This window comes from Flavobacterium crassostreae, assembly GCF_001831475.1.
GTDB lineage: Bacteria > Bacteroidota > Bacteroidia > Flavobacteriales > Flavobacteriaceae > Flavobacterium > Flavobacterium crassostreae.
This window is the reverse complement of record NZ_CP017688.1, coordinates 2,914,682-2,926,681: the sequence shown is the minus strand read 5'-3', so window position 1 is coordinate 2,926,681 and position 12,000 is coordinate 2,914,682. Positions and strand designations below refer to the sequence as shown.

Below are 12,000 nucleotides of genomic sequence, written 5' to 3'. Positions count from 1 at the left end.
ATCTTAGTTTCTGTAAAGAACGTTTAATTGTTGAGATGTTGGTCTAATAGAACGTTTAAATTTTTAATTCTTTCAATAGTTTCTTCGCCATTGATTGCATTATCGATATGTTTTTGTTCTACTTGAGATGCAAACTGTAAGGCACACATGGCCAAAACATCTTGTTTGTCTCGTACGGCATAATTTTCTTCAAATTGCTTAATCATAAGATCAATTTTTTTAGAAGCACTTCTAAGTCCTTCTTCTTGAGCAGGATCTACCGTTAGCGGGTAGACTCTGTCAGCAATTGATATTTTTATTTTAAGCTTTTCATCCATGTTTATTAATCTGAAAGTTGTGCTATACAGTAATCAATGTCACGAATTAATGAATTTATTTTTAGCTTTGTATCTCTTTTATTATTGTCACTGCCTAGTAATGTGCTGGCAATTTGGAGCGATTCATATTGCTTTTTTAAGGCTTCAATCTCATGTGACTGAGATTGTATGGTTTGTGCAGATTTGGATACTTTACTCTCTAACTCTTGATTGTTTTTTTCTAAACTTTCAAGTTTTAAAATCAGTTTTTTAATTTTGTTTTCGAGAGTATCAATTATTTCTGCAATTACACTCATTGTTATTTCCGATTCATTACTTAATATTACAAATTTAGTATTAGTTTTTATTATTACAATATTTTATTCGTTTTTTTATTTTAAAAAAAGCAAACTCTTGTTTTGTAATTGTTTACAAAAAGTCTTTTTTTATAAAATTTAACGAATTACTTTTTTTACCTTAGCAAAAATGAATAAGATGAGATTTTTACCTTTTTTTATACTGCTTTTTAGTGGTTGTATTGCGCAAACCAATTATCCCAAAGATTATTTTAGGCTTCCTTTAGATATTCCGACCCAACTTTCTGGAAACTTTGGAGAACTCAGACCCAATCACTTTCATGCTGGTTGGGATTTTAAAACCCAACAAAGACAAGGCTTAGACGTACATGCAGTGGCGGATGGTTATGTGTCTAGAATTAAGATGTCTCCTTACGGCTACGGCAAAGCAATTTATATAACACATCCTAACGGATTTACCTCTGTGTATGGACATTTAAAATCAGCCAATGGCGCAATCCAAGATTACATACAAAAAGCCTATTATAGAGAACAGGCTTTTGAAATAGAACTGTTTTTAAAACCAGACGAATTGCCGGTGCAAAAAGGACAGGTTATTGCCTTTTCGGGAAATTCTGGTTCTTCGCAAGGCCCGCATTTGCATTTTGAATTTAGAGATAGCAAGACCGAGAAGATCATCAATCCGCTATTATTTGGATATGATACCAGTATTAAAGACAGCAAAAAACCATTTATATCGGGCTTATATGTTTATCCTTTAGAGGCTAATACGGTAGTGAATCAATCCAAAAGACCATTGCTTTTAAGTGTTTCTTTACAAAAAGACGGGACTTATTTAGCTTCTAGTGTTAAGGCAAATGGAAAAATTGGTTTTGGAATCACCACCGTAGATTATGATAGTGTTTCGTACAACAAAAACGGTGCTTATAAGGTACAAACCTATTGGAACGGCAATCCTAGTTTTGGCTATCAATTGGATACCTATGGTTTTGACGAAATGCGTTACATTAATGCGTTGCTGGATTATCCTAGATACAAACAAACCAACCAACGGGTACAAAAGTTGTTTATGAAAACCCCGTATCCTCTTAGTTTTATTGCAACAGATGCAACCAATGGGATAATAGATGTAGTGCCTAATTTGGCCTCTGTGTACCGTATTGAGGTTTCGGATTTTTTTAATAATGTCAAAATCATCACTGTTCCAATAACCTATGATGGGGCAGATCCGGTGGTCAATACCCTTGCGGTGCACTCGGATTATTATGTAAAAGTGGCTAGGGATAATCTCTTTACTAAACAAAATATAGCGGTATTTTTTCCAGCAGGGACTTTTTATGATGATTTTGAAATGGATTTTGACGTCAAAGATAGCACTTTGTATTTGCATAACGATTCGGTTCCGGTGCATTCAAACTTTACGATATCCATCACAGATTCGACCTATACAGAAGCTCAGAAAGAAAAAGTGTTTATAGCAGACATAGATAGCAGAGGCAGGGTTGGGTATAATTATACTTGGTCCAAAGGAAATGTGTTTTCGGCCAAGGTGCGATCCCTTGGTACTTATAAATTAGTTACCGACACCAAACCACCCTCTATAACCATTGCAAATTCTATTGCAGGAAAATGGATTAGCAAACAAAAAACGCTGCGATTTTCTGTAAGTGATAGTGGTTCTGGTATTAAATCGTATGCGGGTTATTTAAATGGCAATTGGATTTTGTTGGAGTACGATTATAAATCCCGAACCCTTACTCATAACTTCAGTGATGGTATTGTTGCAGAGGGAGCCAATGATTTAAAAGTAATAGTCACGGATAATGTAGGAAATTCAAGTACCTTTGAGACGCGTTTTTTTAGAAGTCAACAATACTAATAGTTAAAAATCTTGATAACCAATAAATTTGTTTTTGTTTTAGTCTTTTTTTGGACCGTGTTGTCTTCTGTTGCGCAATCTGCAAGAGTAAAAGGACTTGTTTTAGATAATAATAATCTTCCAATAAGTAACGTTAATGTTTCTGGAGCTGGGGTGGTTACACAAACCAATAGCAACGGTTTTTATAGTTTGTTGGTGCCCTCGGAGCAACAAATAACATTGGTATTTACCCATGTTTCTTTAAAAAAGGCCACTGTTTCGATGGCTTTAAAAAATAACGAAGTCTATGAGTTTCATTTGGTAATGAATGCCAGAGAGGAACAAATGGGGGCGGTAGTGATTACTTCTAACAACAAAAAAAACACCACCGGAATAACGAGTATTTCGCCCGAGATGATTCGAAAAATCCCAGGAGCAAATGCAGGTATTGAAAACATACTAAAAACCCTAGCAGGAGTCAACTCTAATAACGAATTGAGTACCCAATACGCAGTTCGGGGTGGTAATTATGACGAAAATTTAGTGTATGTAAACGAAATTGAAGTGTACCGTCCCTTTTTGATTCGTTCCGGCCAACAAGAAGGGTTGAGTTTTACCAATACCGATCTGGTCCAAAATGTAGATTTTTCTGCAGGAGGATTTCAAGCAAAATTTGGAGACAAGCTTGCTTCTGTTTTGGATATTACCTACAGAACACCGACTAAATTTGCATCCAGTATGGAGCTTAGTTTTTTGGGCGGAAGTTTGGCTCTAGATGCGGTTTCCAAAAATAATAAATGGGCAGCAGTCACTGGAGTGCGTTATAGAAACAACAGTTTGTTGGTTAAAAGTCAAGACACACAGACAAACTATACTCCCTCTTTTGTAGACCTGCAAACCCATATAAATTATCAAGCTTCGGTTAAATGGAATTGGAGTTTTGTGGGCAATATTTCGCAAAATAATTACAATTACAAACCCTTAACCAAGCAAACCAAGTTTGGGACCATTAGCAATCCTATAGCGCTTTTGGTATATTATCAGGGGCAAGAAAAGGATCAGTACAGTACCTATTTTGGGGCATTAAAAACTACTTTTAAACCTACAGAAACCCTTACGCTAAAATGGATAAGTTCTCTTTTTCATACCCAAGAGCAAGAGCATTTTGATATATTGGCGCAATACCAATTGGGAGAAATAGACACCAATATAGGTTCAGAAACTTTTGGGAATGTTAATTTTTCAAGAGGTGTAGGCTCTCAATTAAACCATGCACGCAATGATTTGGATGCCTTAATTGCTAATATAGAGCTTAAAGGTTTTTTGGATTACCAAAGCCATACCTTAGAATGGGGCGCAAAATACACCCATGAATCCATTAGAGATCGAGTGGTAGAGTGGGAGGTCATAGATTCGGCTGGATTTTCCATAAACCCAGTGCGTTTGGACTTAATCAAAAAAGACGAGCCATATGCGGTTTATTCTGGGCCATTAGCTCCATATCAAAGTCTACGGGCACAAAACGCGACTTCCATCCATCGGTTTTCAGGATATTTGCAGTGGAGTAAAAAAGGAATGCTAAACCGCCATGCAATTTGGTACAATGCAGGTGTGCGGATGCAAGATTGGCAACTAGCCGCAACAACGGATGGCACTAATGTAAATCAGTTTGTAATTAGCCCAAGAGCACAATTTGCTATAAAACCAAACTGGGAACAAGATATGGTATTTAAGATTTCGGGCGGAATGTACCACCAGCCGCCATTTTATAGAGAACTTCGTGCTGCAGATGGTGTAGTAAGACCCAATGTTAAGGCGCAACAGGCGCTACATGTTGTTTTGAGTAATGACTATAGTTTTACTATGTGGTCCCGTCCTTTTAAATTTATAACTGAGTTGTATTATAAAAATATTACTAATGTAAATACGTATACCATTGATAATGTTAGGATACGTTATGCAGCAACCAATAATGCCAAAGCCTATGTGCAAGGGATAGATCTACGCTGGAATGGAGAGTTTGTGCCAGGTTCGGAGTCTTGGTTTAGCTTTGGTTATCTCAAAACAGAAGAGAATACTAACAACAGAGGTTATATTGCTAGACCAACCGACCAACGTTTAAAATTTGGGGTTTTATTCCAGGATTATATGCCCAATATACCGACCGTTAAGTTGCATTTAAATTTGGTTTACAATACAGGTTTGCCAGGCGGTTCTCCTGCCTACGCGGATCCTTATTTATACCAAAACAGATTAAATGATTACCGACGAGTAGATATAGGTTTTTCCAAAGTATTTATAGATGGAAACCACCTCAAACCACAAAACAGATTTTTTAAAAACTGTAAAGAATTAACCCTAGGATTTGAGATTTTCAATTTATTTAATAACCAAAACGCCATTACCAATACCTTTGTGCGAGACGTATATTCTAAGAACGAATATGCCATTCCAAACTACATGACAACACGGGTTTTTAATCTCAAATTAAATGTAAGATTGTAGCTATTTGGGGTATAATAGCCTAAATCCAAAAGCATATAATTCGCTATAAATTGCGATTAAATAAGGTGTTGGTTTTTAAAAATGATTACATTTGGTGTATCTTTAATATTACCACATTATGAAAATAGTATCTATCGCATTATTAAGTATTTCTATGTTTTTTTTGGCAAGTTGTAAGCAAGAAGCCGAAAAACCTAAAGTGATATACGATGCAGCAAACAAAACAAAAGCAGCAGTCAAAGTAGATTCTGCCCAAGTTGCAATTGCAGATTTACCTATCCAAATGGAAGGGACAGACTATTTGATCCACCCAGTGGCAGACCTAAGAGTTTACGAAAGAGGAACAAAATCAAGATACGGATCTTCGAGTGTTATTGATTTGAGTTTTACTATTTCTAACTTTGGAGAAAACGAAATTACCGGATATTTACAAAATTTAAAATTCCAGAAGACCAACTCCGATTCTATACGTCCCTTGACCAACAAACCTGCTTTGATACAAACCGCCACCTACTTAAAAACGGTAGCCGATAGAACCAAAAAACAAATAATGGTCTACACCATGTATGATGTAGATACTAATAAAGACGGAAAATTAGACTCCAGCGATATTAAATCCTTGTATTTAAGCGAAATTAGTGGCGCTCGTTTTACAAAAGTGTCTACTAATTTTCAGGAGCTAATAGATTGGAGTTTGATAGAGTCTAAAAACAGATTGTATTTTAGAACCGTAGAAGACACCAATAAAAATGGTCAATTTGACAAAAATGATGTTTTGCATTACAATTATATTGACTTATCTAACACCACTTGGGAGGTAGTAACGTATAATCCAATTTAGAGGTTAGACATATTCTAGAAATAAGAAACGTAACCAGAATAAAATTTATTGAACAGGATTTTTGGCTTTAATTGGATTAGTCTTTTTCGATTCTTTTTAGTTTGATAAATAGGTACTTGACTAGAATTATTTTGCTATTTGAGAGTCGGACAAAAATAAACTAAAAACCGCTCGTCAACCAGCCTTTTGAGCTAGCTAAAATTTAGTATAATTATCGTTTTGTATCCCGTTTTAGTTACTTCAAAAGTAGAAAGCTTATCTAATTGGCAAACTCTCCAAGCGTCAAAAGCTCGACCTAATAGTTTACTGCAGAATAAGAAAAAATATATGATGACTAAAATAGTACAATTCCTTTTATTTATGCCGTTTTTTTCTTTCGGTCAAGAAAAAAGTGAAACTAAATCGGAATACCCAAATTATGTTGGGGACATCGCATTTAATTCAAAAACGGACGACACAGAATTTGAGTTATGTAATTCAAAACGCATTTTTCAATACTTTAACAATTCTATGGGTTTAGAATACGAAGGAGAAAAATTGGCGATTGAAAAAGAGTTTGCTGAAAAATATAAATCAGAAAACATTAAAAATGAAACTGGGTTAATCCGAATTAATTTTGTAGTTAACTGTAAAGGAAAAACAGACCGATTTCGTTTGATTTCAATGAATCAAAACTATGAAGAAAAAGTTTTTGACAAATCCATAACAGAACAACTTATGGATATTACCAAAACCTTAAAAGGCTGGAAAAAGAAAAAACGCAGAGGACAAGAAATAGATTATTATCAATATTTGATTTTTAAAATAGAAAATGGCCAATTAAAAGAAATACTACCTTGAAAAATTTCAGTTACATACTTTTATTTCTACCAATTTGGATGTATTCACAACCAAATTGTAATGCTTATCTGTATAAAGGGGATACGTTACAATACAAAGCGTGTATTGAAGCCGAAAAAATAGAAAAACTATATCAATTTCAAAGAGAATTTCAAGAAACGCTGGATAATGCTATTACAATTTGTCCAGATTTTGCGTATGCTTATAGAGAGAAAGCAACTGCATATCTCAAAAGCGGCGATTTTTTAACCTGGAAAAAATTAATTGACAAAGCGGTTGATTTAGATTTCAGTTTTAATTTAGGTTATCGGGCTTGGTGTCGTTACCAATTTTTTCGAGATTATATAGGAGCTATTAAAGATATTGAAAAACTCGATAGTTTAGTAAACTATAATATTGGATATTGCATTAATGGCGATTATCATTTAAATATAACCAAAGCAATTTGTTATAGTGCCATAAATCAAAAACAAAAAGCAATTAAAATATTTAAGGACCAATTGAATACCAAAAATTATTCCGCTGGTTTATATGATTATTACCAATTAGGAGTAACTTATTATGAAGTAAACGATTTAAAAAACGCATTAAAATGTTTTAACAAACAAACTGAAATTAACGAATTTGCGGATAACGAATATTATAAATGTAAGATCTATAAATTTCAAAAAAACGAATCCGAATATACTAGATATAAAGAAAAAGCTTTGAAATTGTACGCAGAAAACAAAAAAATGTTTGATATATATACCAGACATTCCAACAGTGTTTATTATCAAACAATTAAAGACGAATAAAAAACTGCTCCCAAATAACCGTTTTAAAAAACACTTGGGGTATTTTTAAATCAAAATGGCGCTTTCTAGATCGGATTTGTCAATCTCAAAGTCAAATCCAAGCTCTTTCACCAGTGCAATAACTAGGTTTTTGTACCAATTTTCTGATTTTGGATGGATGTAGATTTTTTCAATAAGCAGGTTAATATCTACGTTAATTTTTAACCCATCATTTAGAGTAATATTATTTTGTTTTACGTCGGTGATAATTCGCACTTCCTTTTCGTATTGAAAACTTTTACGCTTAAACAAAAAAGGAAAAAATAAATCATCAAACGGAATGTACTCCTTTTTATAATCAATGTAATTAACCTCGCCAATATATTGTGCGTAATTAGTCTCCGGATTTAGTGCTTTTTGCAAACGGCTAATGGTGGACTGAATGGCCAAACCCTCACTGTTTTGTGTAAAAATTTGCCACATAGCAAAAGATTCGTACTCATTGAGGTGCCAACTGCTAATGGCTACCTTTTCGCGATGGGTTTTATAATAATTTAAAAAATCGGGGTTGTTGGCAGAGAGTTTTTTAATCTCCTCGTAGGTAGGCTCGCTAAAGGTGCCTTCGTATTGGTCTTCAAATTTATCGGATCTAGACATAAATAATTTTTTAGACATCAATAAGTCTAAAAATTTGGATAGATCCAGATACTTCCAAACAATGGTATCTGGATCTTCAGGAAGTTTAATATCAGGATTCTGAAGATACATTTTTTAGAATTTTAAGTAGATATACTAGTTTTTTGAATACGCTAAAGACAACAAAAATAGCATGTCCAGATTATTATTCAAAAGATTGTAAGGTAACTAATTTGTTATAGGTTCCATTTTGTGCAATTAATTGCTCGTGGGTGCCTTGTTCTACAATTTTTCCTTTTTGCATAACTACAATAACGTCGGCCTTTTGGATGGTAGACAAACGGTGTGCAATCACAATGGAGGTTCTGTTTTGCATCATGTTCTCTAGGGCAACTTGTACAAATTTTTCGCTCTCTGTATCTAAGGCAGAGGTAGCCTCATCCAAAATCATAATAGGTGGGTTTTTTAAAACCGCCCTAGCAATAGACAAGCGTTGTTTTTGGCCTCCAGATAATTTGTTACCGCTGTCACCAATATTGGTGTAAATCCCTTTAGGCAAATCGGTTACAAATTCGTATGCATTAGCAATTTTTAGTGCTTCTATAACTTCGGCATCTGTAGCGTCTAATTTTCCTAGGGCTATATTGGCTTTGATGGTATCGTTAAATAAAATACTATCTTGGGTAACCAGTCCCATCAATGCTCGTAAAGAGTGTAAATCCAGATCCTTAATATTGGTGTCATCAATGGATATTTCTCCCTGATTGACATCATAAAAACGGGTTAATAAATTAGCAATAGTACTTTTTCCGCTTCCGGATTGTCCTACAAGGGCTACGGTTTGTCCTTTTTTTACTTCCAAAGAAAAGTCTTTCAAAACATTTTCGTCTTCATACCTAAAGTTAATATTTTTTATGGCAATAACAGACTCAAAATTGGTTTTTTGGAGTGCGTTTTTTTTGGAAGTTATGGGGTTTTGTTGGTCCAAAATTTCTAAAACACGTTCTGCTGCTGCATTTCCTCTCTTAATACTATACGAAGCCTTTGAGATCGCTTTTGCAGGAGTCAAGATGTTGTAAGCCAGTCCCATGTAGGCAATAAACGAAGCGCCGTTTAAGGTTTTTTCTATCAAAACCATACTCCCGCCATACCATAATAATATGGCAATAACCATGATACCCATAAATTCACTCATAGGAGAGGCAAGATTCTGTCTGTTGCCAATGCTATTGGATAGTTTAAAAAACCGATTTGTTGATTCCGTAAAAATGCCGTTAAAATACTGCTCTGCATTGTACCCTTTGACCACCTTCAGGCCTCCAAGGGTTTCTTCAATGGTGGATAGAAAAACACCCTGTTCTTCTTGAGCCTTAGTAGATTGTCTTTTTAATTGTTTTCCGATGAGCGAAATGACATAGCCCGAAACCGGAATAAAAATAAATACAAATAACGTTAGTTTAGGGCTTATGGTGAGCATCATGATTATAGTAAACACAATGGTTAGTGGCTCTTTTACGGCTAGTTCTAAGATGGATAAAAAAGACGCTTGTACCTCATTGACATCTCCAGAAATTCGGGCAATAACATCTCCTTTTCTTTTCTCAGAAAAAAACGCCAAAGGCAACTCTATCGTTTTTTTGTACATCGCATTACGCATGTCTCTCAAAATACCATTTCTCAAAAAAGTAATAAAAAACAACGCCAAATAATCACTTACATTTTTTAACAAAAAGATAGAGATTATCACCGTAACCATAATAGATAGCGTATAACCCACTCCGAGCGTATCGGTAGTATGGGTGATAAAATAGCTTAAATACGCTTCTGCAAAGTCTTTCAATTCCCAGATTCCTTGGTAGGTCGGTCGGATGGTATTTCTTTTGGCTTGGTCAAACAACACCTGCATCATAGGGATTAACGCCATAAAAGAAAGCGTGCTAAAAAGCGCATACAATATATTAAAAAAGATATTTAGATATGCGTACTTTTTGTACGGAAGGATAAAAGAAAATATTCGTTTAAAATTATTCATTAAAATAAGTAAAGTTAAGACTCGTTATGTTGGTAACAACAAACGAGTCTACTAATTGATATTCAGTATTAAAACCAAGTTAACTCAATTGCATAGAAACAATGATGTTTTTTATTTTTTGGTCTAACTCCTCTTGCGCAGCGTCAAAATCTTTCACAGACTCTAGTGGGGTATTCACACTGATATAGAATTTTATTTTTGGTTCCGTTCCGCTTGGTCTCACACAAATCTTAGAGCCATCTTCGGTATAATAAATCAACACATTAGATTTTGGAATAGCCATCTCTGTTACAGACCCATCAAGTAAATTTTTAGCCCTTGCAGATTGGTAGTCCTCCACCATAATCACCCTTTGGTTATTGATTTCCTTTAGCGGATTTTCGCGCAAATCCACCATCATTTGATTAATTTGGTGCACGCCCTCAATGCCTTTTTTGGTCAAAGAAACCAAATACTCTTTATAAAAACCATGATCCACATAAAGTTTTAGCAACTCTTGGTATACAGAACTTCCATTTGCTTTGGCCTGAGCCGCAATTTCGCACACCAACAAGGTAGCCGCAACAGCATCTTTATCTCGCACGGCATCCCCAACCATGTAGCCAAAACTCTCTTCGCCACCACCAATAAATTCCAATTCCGGAAAATCCTTAATCATCTTGGCAATCCACTTAAATCCCGTCAGACCTACCTTACATTCTACGCCATAATTGGTAGCCAACTCCATCATCATAGGAGTAGAAACAATGGTAGAACCAACAAATTGCTTGCCATTAATTTTGCCCGCTTTTTTCCATTGCTCCAACAAAAAAGCAGTCATCAAAATCATGGTTTGGTTGCCGTTCAATAAGATCATTTGTCCTTCATTATCTCTAACAGCAACCCCTAAACGGTCACAATCCGGATCCGTACCCACCACAATATCGGCATTTTTTTCGGCCGCCAAGGCCAAAGCCATCGTCAAGGCTTCGGGTTCTTCTGGATTAGGAGATTTTACCGTAGGAAAATTACCATCTGGCACCGCTTGTTCTGCAACAACATGTACGTTAGTATATCCAGCCTGTGCCAACGTATCCGGAATTACGGTGATAGAAGTACCGTGCAAAGACGTAAAAACAACATTTAAATTGTTTTTAGCCTCTTGCGGGGTCGCAAAACTAGCATTAGCAATAGATGATTTTATAAAAGCCGCATCCAGCTCCGTATCTATATAATGTATTAAATCCTCCTTAGCTTCCAATTTAATTTGGCTGTAATCCACCTTTTCAATAGCAGCAATAATAGCCTCATCCTCTGGAGGAACAATCTGTCCGCCATCCTGCCAATATACCTTATACCCATTATATTCTGGTGGATTATGCGAAGCAGTCAGAACAATCCCACAATGGCATTCTAAATGCTTTACCGCAAAAGACAATTCTGGAGTCGGTCTGAGCTCCGAAAACAAATACACCTCAATACCATTTGCAGACAAAACCGCCGCAACCGTTTTGGCCAACGTATCACTATCCTTGCGGCAATCATAAGCAATAGCCGCCTTTAGAGGTTGGTCAACAAAACAAGTATGCAAATAATTGGCCAATCCCTGGGTGCTTTTGCCCAGAGTATACTTGTTAATTCGGTTATTACCCACGCCCATAATCCCACGCATACCGCCGGTTCCAAAAGCCAAGTTTTTATAAAAACTCTCCTCCAACTCCTTAGGAGACCAAGCAAGCATCTCTCTAACCGCATTTTGCGTAGCCGTATCAAACGTTGGCGTTAACCATTCATTTACCGCCTCTAAAATATTTGGCTTTATATCCATTTTATATTTTTTTAGTATTTAAAACAAACCTTTACTATTTTTTTTAAGGAGCTATTTCCTGCTATCCGTTACAATCTACCTCGCCGAACCCC

The 12,000-nt window shown here is 35.5% G+C and carries 10 protein-coding genes; 5 read left to right on the top strand and 5 right to left on the bottom strand.

Features of this window, described 5'->3' with window-relative positions; genetic code table 11:
- Positions 1-23 precede the first annotated feature (23 nt).
- A complete protein-coding gene (locus LB076_RS12975) occupies positions 24-317 on the bottom strand; it encodes a cell division protein ZapA (protein ID WP_066332268.1) in 294 nt (97 codons plus the stop codon).
- Positions 318-322: 5 nt separating this feature from the next.
- Positions 323-613, bottom strand: a complete 291-nt coding sequence (locus LB076_RS12970) for a hypothetical protein (RefSeq protein WP_066332266.1) — start codon at positions 611-613, stop codon at positions 323-325.
- A gap of 178 nt (positions 614-791) precedes the next feature.
- Here LB076_RS12970 and LB076_RS12965 point away from each other — a divergent pair, with 178 nt between their 5' ends.
- The 5 genes from LB076_RS12965 to LB076_RS12945 all read left to right on the top strand — a co-directional run bounded on the left by LB076_RS12965 (position 792) and on the right by LB076_RS12945 (position 7,454).
- A complete protein-coding gene (locus tag LB076_RS12965) occupies positions 792-2,492 on the top strand; it encodes a M23 family metallopeptidase (protein WP_066332264.1) in 1,701 nt (566 codons plus the stop codon).
- Between the two features lie 12 nt (positions 2,493-2,504).
- Complete coding sequence (locus tag LB076_RS12960; protein ID WP_099092439.1) at positions 2,505-4,976, top strand: TonB-dependent receptor; 2,472 nt, start codon at positions 2,505-2,507, stop codon at positions 4,974-4,976.
- A gap of 118 nt (positions 4,977-5,094) precedes the next feature.
- Positions 5,095-5,817: a CREC-EF hand family protein gene (locus LB076_RS12955; protein WP_066332259.1), complete on the top strand. Its 723-nt coding sequence runs from the start codon at positions 5,095-5,097 to the stop codon at positions 5,815-5,817.
- A 219-nt stretch (positions 5,818-6,036) separates the two neighbouring features.
- Positions 6,037-6,657, top strand: coding sequence for a hypothetical protein (locus tag LB076_RS12950; protein WP_232505658.1), 621 nt, complete (start codon positions 6,037-6,039; stop codon positions 6,655-6,657).
- 38 nt (positions 6,658-6,695) lie between these two features.
- A complete protein-coding gene (locus LB076_RS12945) occupies positions 6,696-7,454 on the top strand; it encodes a hypothetical protein (RefSeq protein ID WP_176699269.1) in 759 nt (252 codons plus the stop codon).
- Positions 7,455-7,499: 45 nt separating this feature from the next.
- On the opposite strand, the gene LB076_RS12940 is transcribed toward LB076_RS12945, so the two are convergent.
- From LB076_RS12940 to LB076_RS12930, 3 genes are all read right to left on the bottom strand, one after another.
- Positions 7,500-8,201 carry a DUF2971 domain-containing protein gene (locus tag LB076_RS12940; RefSeq protein WP_066332251.1) on the bottom strand — a complete coding sequence of 234 codons (702 nt, stop codon included), beginning with the start codon at positions 8,199-8,201 and terminating at the stop codon, positions 7,500-7,502.
- 73 nt (positions 8,202-8,274) lie between these two features.
- Positions 8,275-10,101 (bottom strand): ABC transporter ATP-binding protein, encoded by a 1,827-nt coding sequence (locus LB076_RS12935; protein ID WP_066332249.1) that lies wholly within the window; start codon positions 10,099-10,101, stop codon positions 8,275-8,277.
- Between the two features lie 79 nt (positions 10,102-10,180).
- Positions 10,181-11,908: a phospho-sugar mutase gene (locus LB076_RS12930; RefSeq protein ID WP_066332247.1), complete on the bottom strand. Its 1,728-nt coding sequence runs from the start codon at positions 11,906-11,908 to the stop codon at positions 10,181-10,183.
- Between the last annotated feature and the right edge of the window lie 92 nt (positions 11,909-12,000).

Excerpts from the sequence above, each read along its gene's own strand:
- LB076_RS12935 (WP_066332249.1), bottom strand. The coding sequence starts at position 10,101 with ATGAATAATTTTAAACGAATATTTTCTTTTATCCTTCCGTACAAAAAG.
- LB076_RS12930 (WP_066332247.1), bottom strand. The coding sequence starts at position 11,908 with ATGGATATAAAGCCAAATATTTTAGAGGCGGTAAATGAATGGTTAACG.
- LB076_RS12965 (WP_066332264.1), top strand. The coding sequence starts at position 792 with ATGAGATTTTTACCTTTTTTTATACTGCTTTTTAGTGGTTGTATTGCG.
- LB076_RS12955 (WP_066332259.1), top strand. The coding sequence starts at position 5,095 with ATGAAAATAGTATCTATCGCATTATTAAGTATTTCTATGTTTTTTTTG.
- LB076_RS12940 (WP_066332251.1), bottom strand. The coding sequence starts at position 8,201 with ATGTATCTTCAGAATCCTGATATTAAACTTCCTGAAGATCCAGATACC.
- LB076_RS12945 (WP_176699269.1), top strand. The coding sequence starts at position 6,696 with ATGTATTCACAACCAAATTGTAATGCTTATCTGTATAAAGGGGATACG.
- LB076_RS12975 (WP_066332268.1), bottom strand. The coding sequence starts at position 317 with ATGGATGAAAAGCTTAAAATAAAAATATCAATTGCTGACAGAGTCTAC.
- LB076_RS12970 (WP_066332266.1), bottom strand. The coding sequence starts at position 613 with ATGAGTGTAATTGCAGAAATAATTGATACTCTCGAAAACAAAATTAAA.